The sequence below is a fragment of the Paenarthrobacter sp. YIM B13468 genome, assembly GCF_042788025.1.
Taxonomy (GTDB): domain Bacteria; phylum Actinomycetota; class Actinomycetes; order Actinomycetales; family Micrococcaceae; genus Arthrobacter; species Arthrobacter aromaticivorans.
This window is the reverse complement of sequence record NZ_JBHZPI010000005.1, coordinates 204,865-223,987: the sequence shown is the minus strand read 5'-3', so window position 1 is coordinate 223,987 and position 19,123 is coordinate 204,865. Positions and strand designations below refer to the sequence as shown.

Below are 19,123 nucleotides of genomic sequence, written 5' to 3'. Positions count from 1 at the left end.
TGGAAGACGCTGTTGGCTAACGGCGCAACTTGCAGCTGAGGCGGCCGGCAGGCCAAGTTGAAGTCGGATTTCTTTGAGCTGTTCCAGGGCGGTTTTCCATACCTGAGGCCCAGCTGTGACATGCGGAGGTGAAGCCGGGTTGAGTCGTCTGTTTCGGTGTTCTCTTGCGACTACTTGTACCAGACGGCTACGCCGCCGTGGTGGGAGCATGTTCCTCGGTGGTTGGCTGAGTAGGAGAGTGTTCCGTCGTTGCACAGGGCTGTTGCTCCTCCGCCAGGCGCCGGTGCTGGAGCGGCGGGAGCGGGCGCAGGTGCGGGTGCGGGTGCGGGTGCCGGTGCGATCGGAGCCTGTACTGCAGGGGCGGGGACGGCGGCTTGGGCCGGTGCGGGGTCAGCGGGTGCCGGGACGGCCGCGTGTGCCGGCGCCGGTTCAGTGACAACTGCCGGTGTTGAAGCCGTGATAGTTGGTGCGGGGGCTTTTTCGTTCGTGGGTGCGGTTTGTTCCTTGCAGTCACCGAGAACCTTGGCCATGGCGTCGTGTTCGGCTTGCGTGACCCACAGGTTGTAGGTGGCCTTGACCGATATTTGGCGGGCTACGTAGTCGCAGCGGAAGGACCTGTTCGGGGGAAGCCAGGTTGCGGCGTCGCCGTCGCCCTTTTGGACATTCGTTGGGCCATCAGTGGACTGCAGGTTCAGTGGATCATTGGCGAAAGTGGTTCGCTGTTCAGTGGTGAGCTGTTGGGCGCCCTTTTGCCAGGCGTCGCTGAGGGCGACGACATGGTCGATCTGTACTGCAGCGCTCGTGTTGGAGCCTCGTACGAAGCTGATGGTCTTTGTCGTGTAGGGGTCGGCCAAGATCCCGGTTTGGACCTTGCACTGCACGCTGCTGGTGAACGTCACCTGAGTAAGGTCACGTTTGAGCGTGTCATTGCGGGTATCGCACCCGTTCCGGTCAACGTCTGCCCATGCCTGCCCAAATTGATCGCGGTCGTATCCGGTTTTTGGCGCCCTGCCCTTAACGGGGAGGGTAGCCAGCAGGTCCGCCGCCTTCGTCGCGTACGTAGGCTGTGTATGGGGTGCCTTGAACGTGGCGACCGTGGCCAGTTCGCTGGTGGTTTCTGGGTCCAGTGGAGCTCCGGTGTCCGAGGGGGTCGGAGTGGGCGACGGTGTCGAGCTCGCCTCTGACGCGGCAAGTTTCTGTGCTTCCGCCGCAGGGGAGGAGGTCAGAGGCTCTTTGGGCTTGGCGGGTGAAATTGCTGCGCCGACGATAAAGAGCACGAGCGCGCCTGCTAGGACCACGGCACCGGCTTTGCGGCCTCCGCGCAGCATGGCCCAGGAGCGTCGACCTGTGGCGACTACGTACAAGCCCGTTATGAGGCCAAAGAGCGAGAGCATGAGCAGCGCCCCGCCAAAGCCCGAGGACACGGCGCCACTAAGAACGAACAGCAGCGCGAGAATGCCGACGACGATCGTGGATGCGCGTGTCCGAAAATAGGCCCGTCCGGGCGGTGTGTGGTTAGTCAAAGAAGGATCCCCATTTCTAAGATGGGCAGCGTCCTTCGCTGCCCATGTTTGGTGCGCTGAACGCACCCAAAGGGATCCTAGTATTTGAATTACAAGATTGTGATTCGATGCCGGATTATGACAGCGTTTCCGCTCTACCAAAAGTCACAAGAGATTTCGCAGAGCAGGATGGGTGCGGTTGCTGTCTATCGAACTCCTAGGGACCGTGGCGCTGCGAGTTGGTTAGATCGCAAAGGGTTTCCAAGAGGTCCGCGCTCTGGACATGTCCAGAGTAAAGGCGTTCAATGGATTCGAGGGTTCGCAGTCGGCTCAGTAGCCAACAGTCGGATCGGGCCAACGACGAACCGGGGGAACGCATCACTGGGGATGCTATGAACAACAACAGCAACAGATATCCGTCAGGTGAATCCCCGGCCGAACGCGCCGCGAATGCCTTCGATTCGCTAGCGCTACCGGTTCATCTGAACCTGGAGCGACTAGTCGAAGTGGTCGAGGGTGTAAGGCAACGTCCCATTCAGATCGAAGCAGCAGGAGCATTGAATGGTGGCTCGATCTGCGGGTTGTGGCTTTCCACAGACGATGTCGAGATTGTCCTGCATGCGGTCAGTCCATCTGGGCTTCACCGGCAACAGTTCGTCCTCCACGAGCTCGGGCATATGGTCTTGCGGCACGATGAACTAGTCGTTCCGGCCGATTATTTGTCAGTCCTCTTCCCGAACCTTCCGGCGGCTTTGGTCTCGCGCGTCCTGGCCAGGAGCAGCTTCACTGACGAACTGGAGGCGGCTGCGGAATCGCTCGCGGATCTGTTCGCCGCGGCAATAAGGAATAGTGCGAGGGAACCGAGGTCCTTTGAAAGGGTCTTCGGATGATCCAGATAGCGACGGCGGTTTTGATCTGGTTGCTCGTACTCTGTCTGCTGCCGGGAGTGCGGAAACGGCGAGACCACAGTGTGCTAACTGCCGCCATCACGATTTCAGTAGCGCTGACTCTTAATATCGACCAGATTTACCTGGGCATCGATTCCGTGCTGGGCGGCCAGAACAACGTTGACCTCCTGGCAAATGTGTCGATGGTGGTTGGGATCTACTTTCTCTCGAAGGCGATTATCCGTGCGGCCACCCCGGAGGAAACGATCCAGAAGCGTGACACTCGTGGCTTGATCTCATTGGCGATGGTGATCCTCGGACTTGCCGCAAGCTTCAGTGCCATCGTTACCGACAGCAGTTCAGCCCGTTTCATGGTGGATTACGGGGCACAATGGCCAGCTGCTATCTACTCGTCCATCCAATTCGGATACATCGGTTACGTAGTCAGCGTTACCGGGGCAACGTGCTTCCGTTTCCGTGGTGACATGTCGCGGCCCTATTTCCGCATTGCATTCACGTTCATCGGAGTCGGCTGTGCGCTCGCCCTTCTCTGTGTAACGCTGGTCCTGATCATGGATATGTTGCACTTGCAAGGGAGCTTGGTTGCTATGCGTGCAGTCTCCCAGTTCTATGACATGACGGTTGTGGTCGCTATGGCCTTTCTGTGCGTGGGCTTGGCGATCCCGCCCGTGGCGCGCCGGATTCGTCGCCGTAGAGAATCCGTGACCCAGTACGAGTTGGTCATTGGTCTCACCAGAGTCTGGAACAAAACTACGGGAAGACGCCAGGACGTTCGCCTCTCAAGCGACACCCAATCAGATGGTCAGCTAGACCCGGCCCGCCGCCTCCACAGGATGCTTGTTGAGGTGCAGGATGCCCTCTTAGTTGAGCCCGGGTTAGGCAGCTCTTTGGACATCCACGACCTCAATATTCTCAATGCTGCTGAGAATTATCTGGCCGGGCCGTTCCCGCGAGAAGCTGGTACTCGAAGACGGAAAGGGGAGCGGGCGATATGACGGATGCTGGCGCCAACTCCTCCGATACTCCGCAGTCCAGATTGGCGCGGAAGCTCAACCTGCTGTTGGATCTTTATGAGGCTCAGGGATCCGATGCATTGACATACCCCGAGATCAATCGGCACATGGGTCGGCTTGGAACTCCGCTATCCCGCTCCCGCTGGGCGTATATGCGAAGCGGCGATAGCTCTATGGCGAACGATCCCGAGCTGCTCCGTAACCTGGCAGAGTTCTTCGGTGTGGATCGTGACTATCTGCTCGACGATGCGGGAGAAGTACCTAAACTTGTGGATGCCCAGTTGGAGCTTCTTCGGACCTTACGAGAGAGCCGCGTCCGGAATTTTGCTGCGCGCCAGCTACAGGGGATATCTCCGGAAACCTTGGTACGGCTCCGGCAAGTGATAGACGAACGTACGAAGCCCAAGGGGGAATACGATGCCAGTAGCGGTCCCGAATAGGACACTTAAAGTCGCGCTCGTTACGGCAGCCGGGGCGGCGTTCGCTTCTTTCGCCGGTGCGGCCTATTTTGCGCGTCAGGTTGTCGTGCCTAGCTACAGCCGCCGCGAGAATTTGCAAGTTAGATCGGTGCGCGCCAGCGCTGATCGGCAGCTTCGAATCGAACTGCCCGCAACGGAACAAACCCAAGCTCCTGGACGGTACAGCTTTTGGTTCGATCAGGGAGCCGGTCACGCGTGTCTAGGACCGATTGTTGAACCCAATCCCAATCGCGGAGCGGTAACCCGCGTGGTGGAACGAGTGGACTCTGGGAATCTCGAGCTGGCGAGAGCAGGCATTTGGAGCGGTTATGTTTACTCGAAACCTGAGCAACTGGGTGTGCCGTACGCAGACGTGGACATTCCAGTCGTCGACGGCGTTGCCCCGGCTTGGAGATTTAACCCATCTGCCGGTGGCGAGACTGCAGGTACCTGGGCGATACACATCCATGGAATGGGCGGTAGGAGGGCAGGCACGCTTCGCGGCATACCTGTCGCGCGGCGTCTGGGAATGACGTCGCTGGTTGTCTCGTTTCGCAACGACGGCGACGCGCCACCGTCGTCGGATGGCCGATACAGCCTCGGTCAAGGCGAGTGGCGCGATGTCGAGGCTGCCATCAACTACGCCGTTTCCAATGGGGCTGCACGCATTGTCCTATTCGGTTGGTCACTCGGGGCTGCAATCGCTCTACAAGCGGCGGCCTTGTCAACGAGTTCGTCCCGAGTAGCCGGGCTGGTTCTCGACGCGCCAGTCTTCGACTGGAGAACGACACTGGCTGCTAACGCCAAAGCAGCCGGACTGCCTCAGCCGCTTGTGCACCTAGGCCTCCGCATTCTCCGATCCAAAGCTCTTCGCTGGGTGACCGGCCTTGGTGAGCCAATATGCCTCGACTCCCTGGACTGGCTAACTAGAGCCGCTGAATTGAGCAAGCCAATCTTGGTTCTTCACGGAGAGAAGGACAACACGACGCCCTTTGAAGCATCTAGAAAAGCTGCCAGTCTGCGGCCAGACCTAATAAGGCTCGTGCAGTTTAACGTTGAGGGCCACTCGCTCGAGTGGAACGTAGACCCAGAAAAATGGGAACGGTCCGTCGAGGACTGGTTCCACGATCTGCCTCGGGCCAACGCTAGGTCGATTCCATCGATGGCGCGTACATAGGAGGGATTGGCACGCAGTATTGGGCAGCAATATCCCTGAGCTGGCCCTCGATCAGTGAGGTGTGTGCGGAGTACCGTTCCTCGCCCAAAGACTGAACGTAGCCAGCCGACTCGAGGAGGAGCAAATGACGCCGAACAGTTGCTCGAGAGGTCTGAAGCCCTGAAGCCAAGACCCCCAAAGACATTGGCCCGTTCCTTATGAGGCAGCGAAGGATCTGGCTCCGTGTTCGGTTCATCAAAATTAATGTCGACATGCAAACCACGGCTCAGGACGGTGGAATATTGGTACTGTAGACGGGTCTACAGCAACAGGATACGCCTGAAGTCGGCCGAGGAACAGATTCAAGGTGCAGCTGATTGTTTAGCCGCGGCGCTCGCGGAATACTGATGGCAGAGAAGCTGCACTAATCGGACGAGGCAGTCGAAAGGCGGATTATGCCGGCAAAGGACGCTAGCCGTGAGGGCGAGTTGCCACCCCAGGCTGCCCTCGCTCGCCGCCTAAATCTGCTGCTAGATGTCGTTGTGGCCGAGCGGGGGGTGGCGGTCACGTTCAGGGAGATTGAGGCGGGCCTTAAGGCGCGAGGAGTCAAGATCTCGAGGGCCCGATGGTTTTATATGAAGGATGGAACAGGGCGCCTGGTTAGTGATCCGCAGCTGCTCGCGGCCATCTGTGACATGTTCGACGTCGATCCCTCCTATCTGCAGAAGGGTGTCGAAGGCGACATCCCGGAACGCATCGATTCGCAGCTGGAGTTCGTGAAGTCGTTGAGGGCCGCGCGTGTGAAGTCATTCGCTGTTAGGACGCTGGGAGACATCTCACCGGAAACGTTGCGCGCCATATCTGAGTACCTGAACAAAGACATCGGCTTGCATCCGAATGGTGAGAGGGCCGCAGCTACTCCTCCAGGACATACCGCAGATGGGCGTCCAGTAACTCCTTGATACGCGCCGGGTTCGCCGAGTAGCGAGGGGAGCGGCCATGGCGCCGCCCAGCGGGGACGTCGACGACTATCGCTCCGACCTGCTCCAGTGCAACTAAGTGTTTAGCCACACTGGGTTCGCCGGCGCTTACGGAATCGACGATGTCGCCTCGCGTTGCGGGACCGAAAGTTGTAAGAAACCGCAAGATCTCGTTCCGGGCTCTGTTGCCGAAGGTTGCCACAGCTGCCTCGACGTCGGGCGACCAGGCGTCATCGTGGGGCTGCGTAATCCGTGGCATGCCCCAATTCTTGCTGAACAACATGAAAAAAGTAAGAACGGCACTCTTGACGATATCTAAAGTATCTTTGACAATATTTGTTAGATGCTTTGTGTTCGTGGTCGCTTGTTTCATCCGATCACTTCCAACGTAGCCGCGGCGCGGCGAACGGTAGAGAACAGTAGCTATTCGAAGCGGTGAGGGCTATGAGCCTCAACAAGGCGGAGCAAGCCGAAGAACTACCTGCACGGTCCGAAACCGTGGACATCTCCCTGATAGGTCCGCCAGCGCCCACATTGTCAGTGCCCGTTGACCAGATAATGCGAGCGGTCGAGGGGGTGCGTCGATACGTGGTTTCGCACCTCGGGCACATCGGACGTGCCTGCGACGTTGACGATGTGCTGCAAGACATCCGTGTAGCTGTGTGGGACGGGGTGGCTAAGGGGCACTACCGTCAGCTCCCTGGAGTTCCGTTTGAAGCCTGGGTTCAGGGTGTGACGTCGAATATCTGCGCGGCTCATGTCCGTCGCGAGCTCAACCATAAGACCCTGCCCTTGCTGCTCGATCCGACGGGTGACGAGGTTTCCGGGTCCTGGGGACACCTGTCGGCGCTCCTCCTCGCCCAGGACAACCCAGAAACACAGGAAGTCATCGATCACGAATGGGCTGTGATGGTGCTGCGGTTGACTCGTGAGGCAGTATCGGCACCGACATGGCGGAAGGCGGTCTATAGTCTCACCGCGCCCCGTCAGTACGCCCTTCCAACACCGCAGGACCGCCGACGGTGGAACGCCGTAACCGCCGTCCGGCAGACGGCGAAGACAGTTAGCCAAGCACTCGACGTGGCGCCAGGAAGCGTTCGCGATATCGCTCAGCTGTGTCAGCGCGCCGTTGAGTGTCTCCCGAGCGCGCTCCTCCGCGCCGTTGCCGAGGCGATTGTTCTTCCTGAGGTTCATGGGGCCGAACGCCAAGAGGCGATTGCACGGCTTGCGCGCGACCTCGGTGTGACTGACCGCTACGTGGCTGTCCAGATCGGCACAGCACGCCGGCTCTACCAGACCGCTTGGCGCGTCGTGCGCAGGGCGACCAATTTCGTCTGATCGGTGGCCGCTGTGCCGCCTGCAATGCCATCGGCTGCTTTGAGGAGAGGACTATGGGCGCTTTCAGCGCTACTACGGCTCGAGGGCGGCAACGGCGTTGGGTCTTGGGCGTGACTCTGCTCTTGATCCTTGGCTCGTTGGTTCTTCTGATCGCCTGGCCGCAGAAAGAGCCAGCTATCGGGGCAGCCGGACCTTCGGCCACGCCAGTGGCTACCGCGCCGGTGCCAAGTGCTTCCTCCGGTGTTCCACGGAATGCCACGAAGGTTTCGCCGACGGTAAAGCCGCGTACGGTGCCTCTTGCGCCCAAGCCGACTGACTTTCGCGCTATTGCTGCATCTGCTGCCCAGACTATCTACACATGGGACACGCGGACTTCGTCGTACTCAGAGGTCTACGGCAGGATACGTGATCTCTGGGTCCTGCTGCCAGACGGTTCCAATCCATGGACGGTGCTCGTTCAAGAGTTCGAGGCAACGGGTGTCAATGCTGGATCCTTCGCGACGTTGGCCGGTCAAGGCGCCTACCGTGAGGCGAAATCAGAGTCGCTGGCGTGCGACGATCAGCTCGTCAAAGTGCGTGAACGACCTGCTCCGTGGCGCGGGCTTCATGTTTGCACCGTTCGGCTTCAAGTAACCGACCACACATCAACCACTACCAACTCATACTCGGCACCCGTTAGTGTCATGGTGAATTGTCCTCCCGCGACGACGGCAACCGCTAACCGATGTGTGATGGTCGGGTTCTACGCCTCGTCCGACCGGATCGTTTACTGATGCGCCATCTGGGACTCGCCGTTCTTCTTCGACGACGCCGCACCTTTTTCAGGTTGGTCGGAGCATTCGTGGCAGTGGCTTCCCTCGCGTTTGCTGTCGTTGCCGGTGCGGTGGGGGTCGTCTTGGTGGAGGATCGTCCGACGGCGGTATTTGCCTGTGTCCCTAGCGCTGACGCTGGTGCCGGCAAAGCCCCTGACGCGCTGGACCTACCTGTCGGCGTTGGAGTCGCCGGGTTGTCAGCGGCCCAGATGAATGTCGCCAAGGGTTACGTTTCGGTTGGCAGAGGCCTTGGTTTACCCCGCGAGGCGTTGGTGATTGCCATCATGATGTCGCTCCAGGAGTCCAGCCTGCGGATGTTGGCCAACACCAGTGTCCCCGAGTCGTTCAACTTTCCGCACGACGGAGTTGGGAGTGATCATGACTCCGTGGGCTCGGCTCAGCAACGTCCTGCGGCGGGATGGGGGAGCGTCCAGGAGCTGATGGACATTACCTACAACGCGCGAGCCTTTTACGGAGGGCCGTCGGGGCCGAATCACGGAAGCCCGCGTGGGCTGTTAGATATCCCCGGATGGACTTCCATGGGTAAGGGGCAGGCAGCACAGGCCGTACAGGTGTCGGCTTTCCCTGAACTTTATGCCCGTTGGGAGCCGCAGGCATCAGTCATTGTCGCGGCACTGGATGGGACAACTCCAGCGCCCGTCTGCAAGGAGGCCCAATCGGCCGGCGCTGACGCCGTGTCAACGGAGAGATTGAGCCAGATTCGCCAGGATATTCTCCGCTACACAAAGATGGGTGTGGGCGGCGCTTATGTTTGGGGCGGCACGGGATTCAAGGCTTGGGACTGTTCGGGCTTCGTACAGTGGATTTATCGACAGGTCGGTATCGAACTGCCCCGTGTCGAACAGTGGCGAGTTGGACGGATGACCGACAATCCCAAAGTGGGTGACCTGGTGGTGCAGAACCAGCAAGGTCCGTACAGCTGGGGCCATGTGGGTATCTATGCTGGCAATGGGATGATGTATAGCGCCCTCAATCCGTCAGCCGGGACGCTGCTGCACCCAATCGACTGGAACCCCGGCACAGCCTTCTTCGACCTTCTGGGGACCAGAGATGACCGCCGCTTAGTCGGTGCCTCTTGAGTTGCGCGCCGAGGTCCGATCCAATCCGAGGCATGGAGGGACAGACCTGCCTCAGATCATCGGATTAAGGCGGTCACCCCGCCAATTGCCGCAGGAATGGGCAGTTACCCATCTAACTGTGATGTCTGGTGCCAAAGTGTTCTAGTGGGAGATGGGTGTGTTGTTTGCTCCGCGGGCCACCTTTCCCTTGGCTGGCCAGGTTCTTGGCCTAGGCATGACCCACCCCTGTTACTAACATTGCCTGGTTGTTTGGGCGTCTGAGCAACCTTTTCCCCGCACCCGGCCCGCCCCTCTGCCAGGCTCCAGCAGCGGCTGAGTATGGCAGGGTCTGCAGTGGGTGACACGACGAGGCCTGTTCTTGTCCCAGTACCAACCCGGTCGCTCCTCCATACGTGGCGTCCTTTTTAGCGGGAAGTACTCCTCCCGAATGTTACATATCCATCTGATGCACGGAATATTGACGGAAATTGGCTACAGCGGGCGACCCCCGTGCCTGAGCCAGGATTGGATCTGCATATGGATGGGATCTCGCAGTAGCCTCGGAACGCAGGGCCGTTCGGTGACAACCTCTGGGGGCCGCCCGCTAGACTCCTTCACGTTGGCCTAAACATGGGGGAAGCAGTGGACAAGCAAGGTTTCACAATGGGGGATACCGTGCCGGGGCTCATAATCGACAACGTCGAGGGGGCGCCGTATGTGACGGGAATGTTGACTTTCGAGGAGTTGAAAGGTATCAGCCTCTTGGTTCCGTTTCTAAACAACACTCCTCAGTTCGCTTCAGTGAAAGGTTGGGCCAGGAATGGTCGGCCGCCGTCCAACCTTGAGTTGTTGACGGGAAGTGGAAGATTCACCTTGTATGGATGCCGCACTTCCGGATCGTCGGTCAATTTTGGGGGCCAGGGTTTCTCGACGGTAAGGGTGACGCCACAGGAAATCGTCTTCAAGGACCGCGACGGTGACTTCGAAGATGAATTGGAGGTCACTGAACTTCGCTCGCAAATTGATGGGCTCACAGAGTGGACCAGTATGGGTGCCACTTCTTACTCCGTCGTGGCAGACGAGAAAAACCGCGCTCAGAAGATCAGCGTCGAAGTGGAGTCCCCGCCTGCTCTGACCTGGGGTCACGGGGATGTGACGTTCGAGTTGAGCACTAATTGGACGACGGACCAACAGGAGCCGGGTTTTCGCGTCCGCGAGTGGGTCTGTCTTACGACGAAGTACGAAACGTCCCGGCCGTGCGCGGACCACTTGGAGGAACAGCGCAAAATTGTCGCGCTACTCACACTTATGTACGGCCAGCCCGTAGCGTTTAGGCGGCACGAGATACGCGATTCCCGGTTCAATGCCAAGGTTCTCACCGGCCAGGTCGTCGACGTACCGTTCTTTGAGATGGTGTCGGAGAATACCGTCTCGGACTACTGGCGCTCCCTTCCGGGGGAACTGAAGCACCCACTAGCGACAGCCTCGGAAGTTGGAGTTGAGGGCTTAGGGCGCTGGCTGGCTGAGTTCGAAGAGTGGGAGCGTGTGATTCAGCCCGGAGCTGGGACGTTGAGACGCCCGGAGTCTTACGTCGAGGACCACATCGTGAACGCCTCGGTAAGTCTGGAGGCGGCGGGACACATCATCCGCGAGGTCGAATCCGAGCGTGACTCATGGACTAACGGCAGGTCGCCGAGGCCGACGACTGCCAGCTATGTTTTCCGTGGTCTTTCCGCGGTCAATCTCGACTGGTCCGAGATAGCCGAATCTCGGATGGCATTGGCGAGAGCGATCGCGAACAACTACAACGACGTCAAACACGCTAAGCGGGGGCCGATGCCTCCGGCCGAGCATACATACGTCGCCGGAAAGGTTGCGCTTCTGGTTGTGCGGCTATTAGGGCTGAGACTCATGGATCCGACCATGAACTTGATTAAGGCTTTCGGCGATGACTGGAAGTTCAGCCAGTTCAAGAAACAGATTGTTGACATGAACATCTATGCCGACGGCGCGGGCAAGTTCGGCCCCCGCCCGCAGGAAGAGACCGAACTCGAAGAAGCATAGTGGGCAGCATAATGCTGCCCTGAGTAACGTAGAAGGGTCCCTCTTGCCGCCTAGGAAGTGGTTCTTGGGCGGCAAGAAGGGGGTTGCCGGGTTTCCGTCCGTGCGTGCGAGATACACCCACCAAATAACCTCACTCACGCCTGGCAGGACCTTGCGTTGCCTTCGAATGCCATAGGGGTCAGCCACCTCGACCTTCAGACCAACATTGGCCTCCAGTTCGCTGAGTGTCGTCCATTTCCGTTCGGACCTCGGTGAATTTTCAGCGAGCTGGACAGCAGCTTGATCTTGGCACCGCGGATCTCCACACCGACCGCCAGCGCATGTTCAGGGATGAGGCCGAGTGTTGCGCGTACCGTCTGGGTGACAATGTAGCCGCCGCCAGATGCCGGTTGACGGTTCAGCCCTCCTCGGCCTCTACGATGGAGCAGTGGCTGATGAACCCAAAAAGCACCGCTTCCTGACCATCGAGCAGGTCGCCGAAGAGTTGAACGTCTCCATAGCCCAGGTGCGGGCGCTCCTGAAGGCCGGCGAACTCCGTGGTGTCCAGGTCGGTGGCAGGAACCTGTGGCGCATCGGAGCCAACGATGTGGACGACTACATTGCCGAAGCGTACAAGAGCACCGCTGAACGGATCGCCACCGGTGACCTCCCTGACTGACGGCGTGCCCACGGGCATTTCGTCGAGAAGCTTCGGGCCTCGAAGTTCGGGCACAAGATGACCTGGGACATGTACACGTACCCGAGCCGTGCCCAGAAGCAGCGGCCGAACCGCGAACTGCTGGGGGAGCAGTTGTTGAAAGACACGGCCTGGTGATGCCGGTATGAGGAACATGCCCCAGCGTTCGGATCTGTACCTGTTGGGGCAACGCGATGGAGCACTACGAAACTTCGACCTGTCCATTGAGTACTTCAACTCCCTGGATGGCGATGACTTCGGGACCGCACTGCGGCATATCCCGTACCTTCAAACCGCTGGTGTCCCTGGCGGCGCTGGATGGCCAAGAAGGCGCATCCACTATGGTCCCCGACGAGTACAAGCAGTTTTACATCGGCCAGTCGTGGACCTTCTGAAACGGATCAAGCAACATTGGGGTGCCCGGAATCCCTTCCATCGGCTGATCTACGGACGGAGCATGTACGACTCGATCTTCCCGGTGGACGAGCTGCGAGCTTTGGACAACACCTGACCTATGCCGCCCGCAGACGCAACCCCTATGCCCTGGAAGAACGAGCAGACGCCGCCGACCAACGCTTCTGTTTGTACCGGGTGATGGGAGGGGAATCGACACCCTGGCCGGATGCTGTCCGGGCCTGGGCCCGGCTCCCATACCTATGGGGTGGCCTCGGCATGGCTGAGGTATGAGGGATGCGAACGGGAGTGGGATGCAGTCCACGACGCCATAGCCGTGGAACGGTCAGCCGCAGAGCCCGGGTTGCCCCGCATGCTCGCACAGACGGAGTGGACATTTATGCAGTCCAGCCCGAAGACGGCACGCAGTTCCTGTGGTCCCGCCGGGACAGCATCACCACAGCAGCCAAGCATGGTGACCTTAGTGTGTCGGAGTACACAGCTTTCCTCACAACCATGGGCGAAAAGGTTGTCTGGCCGGAAGACTAAAAGAGGGTCCAGCTATCTTCAGGATCACTCTGCCGGATGCCAGCAGAAGATCCAGTATGAGCGTGCCACCAGCAGAATCAGCCGCTCCGCAGCCGCCGGCCAGGCGCGAGTCGACATGGGTTCCAGCAGTGGTCGACGATACGATGGTCCTGCGGTTTGAAAGGGGACAGCATGTCGACGTCTAGGGTGAACTGGCGAAACGTCAGCGAGGACGATTTCAACACGTTCGCCGAATCGCTCATCGTTCGAGAACGAACGCGGGACGGCCTTGTTGGGCAGGCTGTCGATGGCCGTGGCGGTGACGGAGGCGTCGACATCGACGTCCGTGTTGAGCGCACGGGGCAACTTACGGAAATCCTCCAACTGAAGTGGTTTCCCGAGGGGTTCTCTAACAAGTTCAGCGACCGAAGAAAGCAGATCCGTCATTCGTTAGAGAGGGCGATGGAGCATCAGCCGCCCGTGTGGACCTTGGTGGTGCCTTGCAAACTCACTCCGGCCGAACGTAAATCTATCTTGGCGATGCGTGAAGGCCGCGGCGTTCTCATACGGTTCATCGACTCCACGGTTTTAGACCTCCTTTTGGCTGAGTATCCGGACGTTCATGACTGGGCGACAAGGGACGTCGGCCTTGATGCACTGTCACGGATTGGCCGAGAGCAGTCTGTCCTGGCAAAGCCTAATGACTTGGCGGGTGAGGCAATTCTTCTCCATAACCGTGCAGACGGGATCAGCGCCTATTGGGGAAGGAACTGGACCGTCAAGAACGGCTGCTACGTTGAAGAGCTCTATGCCAAGCGACCCGATGCACATTTACGGGAGCCGTTATCGTTTGTCTTGGAAGCCTCGTTCGGCCCCGGCGATGCTGAACTCCATAAGAAATTCGAACGATCCTTCGGGTACGGCTTGATCGAGCCGTTGGTGCTTCCCGAACACGTCGTCACCTCCTTCACTAAGGTCGGACCGGAATGGTTCGCTGGATCGTCTGACTTTGGTGGTCTTCGTCTTGAACCATCTGAGGCTGTGAACAGCGGGCTCAAGATGGCTGTCACGCTGACGGACGACGATGGCCGTAGAATCCACAGCATCTCGGGAAGAACCTCAGGCACAACCATCGGCTGGGAGGGTATGACCCTCACAGGTGCCTTCGGCGGGGGTCTAGTTCAGCGCTGGTTCTTCCCAAAGAATCTCGCCCAAGAGGGTACCTTGGAGCTCACTTTCAAGCCGGCTGGCCACTCGGCCCGCGAGATCCAGCGAATCATCGCCTTTCTTGAATCCTTGCAGGATGCGGCCAAAATTTCGGTGACCGTTGACGGGAAGACAAGCGAACTGGGAGTTCCGCAAGAGGCAGCCGCTGACGCCTACGAGCCCAACGAAGGGTTCCGTGAACTGATTGATGACCTAGCTTTCATCGAAACCGACTTAAACGTCGAGTTCGAGTTTCCGGAGGATATTCCGGGGCCAATGGAACGAGTTTGGATTCGGGTGGTCCGACGCATGCTGTCCGGCGGCTGCGTAGTGCTGCCGGAAGTCAATGGCTTCAGCGTTACTCTCAACGGGAAACGCTCCATTGCAGACTCGGGACTCTTTGGTGAGGGGGCGGCCCTATTTATCCGCACGGACGAGTGGTCTGTGAATATCGTTGGTGAAGAGCTGTTCATTGGCAGTATGGGGGTCTATCACCCTGGCGTTGTCGCGAGGGACGGCGCGGGTCATCTTGCGGCCCTGAAAGCAGGAACAGCAGCTGGCCGCAGGGTTCATTTCAAGCCAACAGATGGAACGCCTTTCCGGATCTTTAGTCCTGCACGGATGAGCCCGGCGACGACTGTGGCTGCTCAACCGTGGGCTTTAACCGGAATACCTGAGCATCCGAAGCTTGAATCGATGCCAGCTATCACTGACGGCGATCTCGCACGTGGTGCTGGGCGCTAAGGCTCACGTTGGATTAATTTGATACGTCGGGGCTAGGAGGCTCTTGTAGGGGTCGGCTGGGAGCCGATTTGCCTAAGGCATCTGCGCGACATCGAACGGCGCAGAGAAGCCACTGCCGACGATCAAATCCGCGATGGGGGAGCGTGCCCTGCTACTGGAAACCTCTGCAGGATTAGATAAACGGCGGTAAGCCCGCAGTGCAACCCGTGAGAGGCCTGCAATTGGAAGCAAGCCTCCGAGAGCTATAAGGGCGATGACAAAGGCAACATTCATCCTTCGAGCTTAGGGTGACGCTGTGTCGCTTTCTTAAGGCTTCTGCGGGAGGCCCTGCTTAGAATGCCAGAGTGCTAAGTGGTGCGCCTTTGGAGCTCGCGGTACACCGTGGTCCTGGACACGCCGAACAGTTCGGCGAGTTCAGCCTGGGTATGCTCGCCGGCGTCATGCAGTTTCAGAAGGTGCTTCCGCTGAGTCTTGGACAATTTCGGCTGCTTGCCTTTTAGTCGCCCTTTGGCCTTGGCCACAGCCATACCCTCGCGAGTGCGCATCCGGATTAGATCCGCCTCAAACTCGGCCACCATTCCCAGCACGTTGAACAGCAGACGGCCTACCGGGTCAGCTGGATCGTGGGTGCTTCCACCGAGACTAAGCACAACGCCCTTGGCTGTCAGCTCGTCGGCTATGTCCCTGGCGTCAGATAGAGAGCGCGCCAGCCTCTCAAGCTTGGTTACCACGAGCGTATCGCCGGCACGGCAGGCCGCCATCGCTTCACGGAGACCGGGGCGCGCACGATTTGCCCCCGTCAGTCCGTGATCGACGAAGATTTGGGTCTCATCCACACCCAAGGTAACGAGGGCATTGCGTTGGACGGTAAGGTCTTGGTCATTCGTCGAGGCCCGCGCATAACCGATCTTCATTCCAGCCATAAGGAACATGGTTGCAGTAATCCCCCCCGGCACCGTGCATTTCATCGTGCGGGTCTTACGTACATGGCGCAGGCCAGTAATCGCGTGAGACGCGGCGACAGGCTTTGGGAGCACGGTGATCGACCGGCTAACGGGCACGTGTCGATTGCTCCTTCGCGTGCCGATCCCAGCACGAGGGCAGGGGCAAGGAAGGATGTAGGAATGTGTTCACAAACGCCTGTCTGCCATCCGTGCGACGAAAGGTCCCATCCATGACTGATGTACAAGACGTACAAGATGCGAATCGAACAGCAAATATGCTCGCGGAGCTTTGCGAGTCCTTAGTTGTCAGCTGGAAGGAGATTAGCCAGCAGGCGTTCGCTGGTGCCCCTCCGGAAGCCCCATTGTCCCTCGACGCGAACGATGCGCGCCGTTCGCTTTCGCTCCCTGATCGACCGAAGAACCTCGAATACGCGGCGGTCTACATATCGGGTGAGATGGTGGGAGCGATCTCCTTGCTCCTGCAGGCGGTCGCGACGCAATTGCGAGCACGTCCTCTGGTATCTCTGACGATTTGGCCCCTGGTTCGGGCCGAGCTCGAATATGCGGGTCGAGTTGCCTGGCTGCTCGAGCCGCTGGAAGGCAGCAACGCCGGTGCCCGTCGGGTCGCTCGAGCTCTACTTGAACAGCTGTCGTCGATGCAGCGAGAAAGATTCACCGCGGGCAAATTCAACAATAAACCCCTTGTAAAGCAGCTGAAGCAGGAGCGCGATGCTTTGCTGGCCGCGATCAAGTCGCTATTTCCTGATGATGTTCACGCTCCCCTGGATTCGCCCAAGGACATCGAGGAGTGGAAGATAGGAGGGGAACCCATGCTGTCACTGGGCAAAGCCAACGACCTCTTCGTCTCTCTCAATGTCAAGACGGGTAAGGCGTTGTACGACACTTTGTCCGACCACTCGCACCCCTCAATCACGGCCCTCGCCCGTCAGTCGGTAGCGGTGGAGTCAGAGGGCGTGACATTCAGGACATATCCTCCGGTCGCCGAAGTCCTCGATTACCAGGCCCGTTTGGGCTGCCTGATACTTTACAAGGCTGCTCACACCATCGCGGGGTACCACGGCCTCAATACTGATCCCCTCGAACGGTGGGCGGAAACGGTTCCGGAGCATTGGTTCAACCCGACGAAAGATGCGGAGAATTAACTGGACACTGTAAAAAGGGAAACTGGATATGGACGTCCTGGCGACGGTAATTGCCATTCTCGGTGGCGTAACGGGTCTTTCCGGCTTCATCATCTCTGTACGAGCGGATCGCCGCGCTACGAGGGCCGACAAGCGCGCGGCGGCGGCAGACCAGCGGGCGATTAGGGCTGAAGAGGAAGGCATCCGCGCAAGACAACGGGAACTTTGGAGTGAAGTCATTAGTGCCATGCAGGACGTTGTGGGCGCCAACGTTCTTGCTCAAGATCTCCGACCGGTTCTTGTGCGAGTTCGTTCGTCCATGATGGAGCTCGTTGATGGTGTGTCCAGCGACCACTACAAGTGTCTGGACAGGTGGATGAGCGTCGAGCACAGAGTGATCAACGGACTGCTCGAACAGACCATGCTGAATCTGAGCGGAAGCGGCCACACTATGAAGCAAATTGAAGATGCCCATCATCCGCCGAACGAGTGGGCCGCGATGTTTATCAACAATCTCCGCGTAGCTCGGAAGCTGGAACCAAGCCCCGAAGTCGGAACCAGCATCGAGGAAATGATTGCAGCAGGTGAAAAGGTGCTTAGCCAGCTACCGCAGAGTAATCAGCAGCGGGCCAACTGAGGCCCTGCCGCTCAAATTATTCGTCCGCGAAGCCAGGTGCTCGGGGGTGCTTGAGTGCCCGCTGACGGATTGGCTTTCGGGCGCCCCTTCCAAGCATTTCCCTGATTGGTCGGTGCCCAGCTCATAGAGTGTAAGTGTGATTGAGGAGAGCTACCCGCAGGCCGTCTCGTACGTTGGTTCTGGGGCCAGCTACGCCGTGCTCTGGGGGAACGGGAAGAGCACGGGGGCCGGGGCAGGGCTTGAAGCAGGTAAGCAAGCAACGGCTCGTTCGCAGGTGCGCCCTTGTTTGGTACTAACCAGCACGGATACGCGAAGCCCGAGTCAGCCTAAGCCAGGCTTTGGTTGACGCCTTGCCGTATGCCCGGTCTGCGTGGACTGAACCTGAGGCAGACCTTTCCACCACTGTATGAGGCAGCCGCGAACGAGCTCCTCGAAAGTTTGCAGAGTCATTGGATACTGGTGGGCAGCCCACGAGGAGCCGCCGCTTGACGCGGTGATCCCAAGTGGCATTTCGCTCCAGCCCTCCTCGTCAGTGCCATATGGTTTCTGCAGCATGGGTGCCGGGAAAGGTGTTCCGTCGTGCAGTGCCTTACTTCGGTGTCCGTAGATGACTTCCATGTAGGAGTCCAGCTCGAGCCAATCGAGTTGTTGGAATTGCGCCGGTCGTGGTTTGGGAGGGCCTTGATTATAGTCCGTGACAAATCCAATGAACTTCTTTTGTGCCTTGAGGTTGGGGACCATGATGTCGGCAATATCCTGCTTGATAGAGCTATCGGCCGCTTCGAGGGCTGCCCAGATTTTGGGTTCAAGTTCTTCGAGGGCTTTTAGTGCGGCCTCACCATGAAGGCCTGATCTTCGGGTGTTGGCGGCGGTCTCGATTGCACCAACGAATTGGATCCAGGCAAAGTTGGGATCCTCATTGGACCACCACAAAGCGTTCGAATACATCCTGGCGGCCCGAATTAAGGCGATTGCCTTGCTTTCCGCGATGTTTGGGAACGTTAGAAGCAAGACTCGGATGGCATTTAGGTCTACCTGCCGCGCGTTAATCCGCGGTAGGATCTCCTGACCGGAAGCACCTGGCCTGCGGAGCGGTTGCATGTCCCAGAAAACAGGCCGTCCGTAAGGATCGTTGCCACTAGTGGTCCAGTCGCGAGTAGTGCCGCCCACGCGGCAGCGGACTCCGCAGCTCAACGAGAGCAGTGCTGCGATCTCGTCGGCTGCAGTGCCACCGTGGTAGGCCTTCGAATTTGTTGGGAGGAGCTTCTTCGTTTGGGGATCCACCAGCTCGGGCATTTCGACAAGATTCTCCCCGCGTATGGCCATTGCAGGCATCATCGGAGATGGATACGCCACGGTGTTCAAGACTGAGTAAGGCCCAAGAACCAGCGGGCCACCCTTTACTGAGGCGTCGGAATACAGGAGCACCTCGTATTGCGGTAAACCCTGTTGTTTCCGTTCGTTGGCGGCCCGCCAATTTTTCCACGCGATGGTTCCCACGGTTACCTCCCGCTGTCCTTGGCCGTTTTGAGCAATGATAGGT

Annotated in this window: 21 protein-coding genes; 15 read left to right on the top strand and 6 right to left on the bottom strand. The window is 58.9% G+C overall.

Annotated features, from left to right (window positions below):
• Window positions 1-170: 170 nt before the first annotated feature.
• Entirely contained in the window at window positions 171-1,523 is a 1,353-nt protein-coding gene (locus tag ACFX4T_RS07335) for a DUF1524 domain-containing protein (RefSeq protein ID WP_377651324.1), read from the bottom strand.
• Between the two features lie 371 nt (window positions 1,524-1,894).
• On the opposite strand from ACFX4T_RS07335, the gene ACFX4T_RS07330 reads away from it, so the two are divergent.
• The 4 genes from ACFX4T_RS07330 to ACFX4T_RS07315 all read left to right on the top strand — a co-directional run bounded on the left by ACFX4T_RS07330 (window position 1,895) and on the right by ACFX4T_RS07315 (window position 5,058).
• Entirely contained in the window at window positions 1,895-2,392 is a 498-nt protein-coding gene (locus ACFX4T_RS07330) for a hypothetical protein (RefSeq protein WP_377651323.1), read from the top strand.
• Entirely contained in the window at window positions 2,389-3,405 is a 1,017-nt protein-coding gene (locus tag ACFX4T_RS07325) for an MAB_1171c family putative transporter (RefSeq protein WP_377651322.1), read from the top strand. Before ACFX4T_RS07330 ends, ACFX4T_RS07325 begins: the two co-directional genes overlap by 4 nt.
• Window positions 3,402-3,863, top strand: a complete 462-nt coding sequence (locus tag ACFX4T_RS07320) for a hypothetical protein (RefSeq protein WP_377651321.1) — start codon at window positions 3,402-3,404, stop codon at window positions 3,861-3,863. Before ACFX4T_RS07325 ends, ACFX4T_RS07320 begins: the two co-directional genes overlap by 4 nt.
• Before the next feature lie 298 nt (window positions 3,864-4,161).
• Window positions 4,162-5,058, top strand: coding sequence for an alpha/beta hydrolase family protein (locus ACFX4T_RS07315; RefSeq protein ID WP_377651320.1), 897 nt, complete (start codon window positions 4,162-4,164; stop codon window positions 5,056-5,058).
• On the opposite strand, the gene ACFX4T_RS07310 is transcribed toward ACFX4T_RS07315, so the two are convergent.
• On the bottom strand, window positions 5,027-5,293 hold the full coding sequence (locus tag ACFX4T_RS07310) for a winged helix-turn-helix domain-containing protein (protein WP_377651319.1): 267 nt from the start codon (window positions 5,291-5,293) through the stop codon (window positions 5,027-5,029). The two genes, ACFX4T_RS07315 and ACFX4T_RS07310, sit on opposite strands and share 32 nt — an antisense overlap.
• A 379-nt stretch (window positions 5,294-5,672) precedes the next feature.
• On the opposite strand from ACFX4T_RS07310, the gene ACFX4T_RS07305 reads away from it, so the two are divergent.
• Window positions 5,673-5,999: a hypothetical protein gene (locus ACFX4T_RS07305; protein ID WP_377651318.1), complete on the top strand. Its 327-nt coding sequence runs from the start codon at window positions 5,673-5,675 to the stop codon at window positions 5,997-5,999.
• On the opposite strand, the gene ACFX4T_RS07300 is transcribed toward ACFX4T_RS07305, so the two are convergent.
• On the bottom strand, window positions 5,953-6,276 hold the full coding sequence (locus ACFX4T_RS07300; RefSeq protein ID WP_128397298.1) for a helix-turn-helix transcriptional regulator: 324 nt from the start codon (window positions 6,274-6,276) through the stop codon (window positions 5,953-5,955). The two genes, ACFX4T_RS07305 and ACFX4T_RS07300, sit on opposite strands and share 47 nt — an antisense overlap.
• 185 nt (window positions 6,277-6,461) lie before the next feature.
• On the opposite strand from ACFX4T_RS07300, the gene ACFX4T_RS07295 reads away from it, so the two are divergent.
• The 8 genes from ACFX4T_RS07295 to ACFX4T_RS07260 all read left to right on the top strand — a co-directional run bounded on the left by ACFX4T_RS07295 (window position 6,462) and on the right by ACFX4T_RS07260 (window position 14,857).
• A complete protein-coding gene (locus ACFX4T_RS07295) occupies window positions 6,462-7,355 on the top strand; it encodes a hypothetical protein (RefSeq protein WP_377651317.1) in 894 nt (297 codons plus the stop codon).
• Between the two features lie 53 nt (window positions 7,356-7,408).
• Window positions 7,409-8,128: a hypothetical protein gene (locus tag ACFX4T_RS07290; protein WP_377651316.1), complete on the top strand. Its 720-nt coding sequence runs from the start codon at window positions 7,409-7,411 to the stop codon at window positions 8,126-8,128.
• Complete coding sequence (locus ACFX4T_RS07285) at window positions 8,128-9,267, top strand: C40 family peptidase (RefSeq protein WP_377651315.1); 1,140 nt, start codon at window positions 8,128-8,130, stop codon at window positions 9,265-9,267. Before ACFX4T_RS07290 ends, ACFX4T_RS07285 begins: the two co-directional genes overlap by 1 nt.
• 642 nt (window positions 9,268-9,909) lie before the next feature.
• The gene (locus ACFX4T_RS07280; RefSeq protein ID WP_377651314.1) at window positions 9,910-11,310 is read left to right on the top strand and encodes a hypothetical protein; all 1,401 of its coding nucleotides are present in this window, start codon (window positions 9,910-9,912) and stop codon (window positions 11,308-11,310) included.
• A gap of 427 nt (window positions 11,311-11,737) precedes the next feature.
• Window positions 11,738-11,968, top strand: coding sequence for a helix-turn-helix domain-containing protein (locus ACFX4T_RS07275; protein WP_377651313.1), 231 nt, complete (start codon window positions 11,738-11,740; stop codon window positions 11,966-11,968).
• A gap of 172 nt (window positions 11,969-12,140) precedes the next feature.
• Window positions 12,141-12,497 (top strand): hypothetical protein, encoded by a 357-nt coding sequence (locus tag ACFX4T_RS07270; RefSeq protein ID WP_377651312.1) that lies wholly within the window; start codon window positions 12,141-12,143, stop codon window positions 12,495-12,497.
• 272 nt (window positions 12,498-12,769) lie between these two features.
• Window positions 12,770-12,928 carry a hypothetical protein gene (locus ACFX4T_RS07265; RefSeq protein ID WP_377651311.1) on the top strand — a complete coding sequence of 53 codons (159 nt, stop codon included), beginning with the start codon at window positions 12,770-12,772 and terminating at the stop codon, window positions 12,926-12,928.
• 171 nt (window positions 12,929-13,099) lie between these two features.
• Window positions 13,100-14,857 (top strand): hypothetical protein, encoded by a 1,758-nt coding sequence (locus ACFX4T_RS07260; protein WP_377651310.1) that lies wholly within the window; start codon window positions 13,100-13,102, stop codon window positions 14,855-14,857.
• 72 nt (window positions 14,858-14,929) lie between these two features.
• Here the strand turns inward: ACFX4T_RS07260 and ACFX4T_RS07255 are convergent, their stop codons facing one another.
• Both ACFX4T_RS07255 and ACFX4T_RS07250 read right to left on the bottom strand, forming a co-directional pair.
• Complete coding sequence (locus tag ACFX4T_RS07255) at window positions 14,930-15,130, bottom strand: hypothetical protein (RefSeq protein WP_377651309.1); 201 nt, start codon at window positions 15,128-15,130, stop codon at window positions 14,930-14,932.
• Between the two features lie 74 nt (window positions 15,131-15,204).
• Window positions 15,205-15,771 carry a recombinase family protein gene (locus tag ACFX4T_RS07250; RefSeq protein WP_377651352.1) on the bottom strand — a complete coding sequence of 189 codons (567 nt, stop codon included), beginning with the start codon at window positions 15,769-15,771 and terminating at the stop codon, window positions 15,205-15,207.
• Window positions 15,772-16,031: 260 nt separating this feature from the next.
• Here ACFX4T_RS07250 and ACFX4T_RS07245 point away from each other — a divergent pair, with 260 nt between their 5' ends.
• On the top strand, window positions 16,032-16,964 hold the full coding sequence (locus tag ACFX4T_RS07245) for a hypothetical protein (RefSeq protein WP_377651308.1): 933 nt from the start codon (window positions 16,032-16,034) through the stop codon (window positions 16,962-16,964).
• A gap of 28 nt (window positions 16,965-16,992) precedes the next feature.
• Entirely contained in the window at window positions 16,993-17,580 is a 588-nt protein-coding gene (locus ACFX4T_RS07240; protein WP_377651307.1) for a hypothetical protein, read from the top strand.
• A gap of 321 nt (window positions 17,581-17,901) precedes the next feature.
• Here the strand turns inward: ACFX4T_RS07240 and ACFX4T_RS07235 are convergent, their stop codons facing one another.
• A complete protein-coding gene (locus tag ACFX4T_RS07235) occupies window positions 17,902-18,918 on the bottom strand; it encodes a hypothetical protein (protein WP_377651306.1) in 1,017 nt (338 codons plus the stop codon).
• Window positions 18,919-19,123: the final 205 nt, after the last annotated feature.

Excerpts from the sequence above, each read along its gene's own strand:
- ACFX4T_RS07300 (WP_128397298.1), bottom strand. The coding sequence starts at position 6,276 with ATGCCACGGATTACGCAGCCCCACGATGACGCCTGGTCGCCCGACGTC.
- ACFX4T_RS07280 (WP_377651314.1), top strand. The coding sequence starts at position 9,910 with ATGGGGGATACCGTGCCGGGGCTCATAATCGACAACGTCGAGGGGGCG.
- ACFX4T_RS07235 (WP_377651306.1), bottom strand. The coding sequence starts at position 18,918 with ATGATGCCTGCAATGGCCATACGCGGGGAGAATCTTGTCGAAATGCCC.
- ACFX4T_RS07305 (WP_377651318.1), top strand. The coding sequence starts at position 5,673 with ATGAAGGATGGAACAGGGCGCCTGGTTAGTGATCCGCAGCTGCTCGCG.
- ACFX4T_RS07290 (WP_377651316.1), top strand. The coding sequence starts at position 7,409 with ATGGGCGCTTTCAGCGCTACTACGGCTCGAGGGCGGCAACGGCGTTGG.
- ACFX4T_RS07325 (WP_377651322.1), top strand. The coding sequence starts at position 2,389 with ATGATCCAGATAGCGACGGCGGTTTTGATCTGGTTGCTCGTACTCTGT.
- ACFX4T_RS07250 (WP_377651352.1), bottom strand. The coding sequence starts at position 15,771 with ATGAAGATCGGTTATGCGCGGGCCTCGACGAATGACCAAGACCTTACC.
- ACFX4T_RS07310 (WP_377651319.1), bottom strand. The coding sequence starts at position 5,293 with ATGAACCGAACACGGAGCCAGATCCTTCGCTGCCTCATAAGGAACGGG.
- ACFX4T_RS07260 (WP_377651310.1), top strand. The coding sequence starts at position 13,100 with ATGTCGACGTCTAGGGTGAACTGGCGAAACGTCAGCGAGGACGATTTC.
- ACFX4T_RS07285 (WP_377651315.1), top strand. The coding sequence starts at position 8,128 with ATGCGCCATCTGGGACTCGCCGTTCTTCTTCGACGACGCCGCACCTTT.
- ACFX4T_RS07245 (WP_377651308.1), top strand. The coding sequence starts at position 16,032 with ATGACTGATGTACAAGACGTACAAGATGCGAATCGAACAGCAAATATG.
- ACFX4T_RS07295 (WP_377651317.1), top strand. The coding sequence starts at position 6,462 with ATGAGCCTCAACAAGGCGGAGCAAGCCGAAGAACTACCTGCACGGTCC.
- ACFX4T_RS07240 (WP_377651307.1), top strand. The coding sequence starts at position 16,993 with ATGGACGTCCTGGCGACGGTAATTGCCATTCTCGGTGGCGTAACGGGT.
- ACFX4T_RS07255 (WP_377651309.1), bottom strand. The coding sequence starts at position 15,130 with ATGAATGTTGCCTTTGTCATCGCCCTTATAGCTCTCGGAGGCTTGCTT.
- ACFX4T_RS07330 (WP_377651323.1), top strand. The coding sequence starts at position 1,895 with ATGAACAACAACAGCAACAGATATCCGTCAGGTGAATCCCCGGCCGAA.
- ACFX4T_RS07270 (WP_377651312.1), top strand. The coding sequence starts at position 12,141 with ATGCCCCAGCGTTCGGATCTGTACCTGTTGGGGCAACGCGATGGAGCA.
- ACFX4T_RS07320 (WP_377651321.1), top strand. The coding sequence starts at position 3,402 with ATGACGGATGCTGGCGCCAACTCCTCCGATACTCCGCAGTCCAGATTG.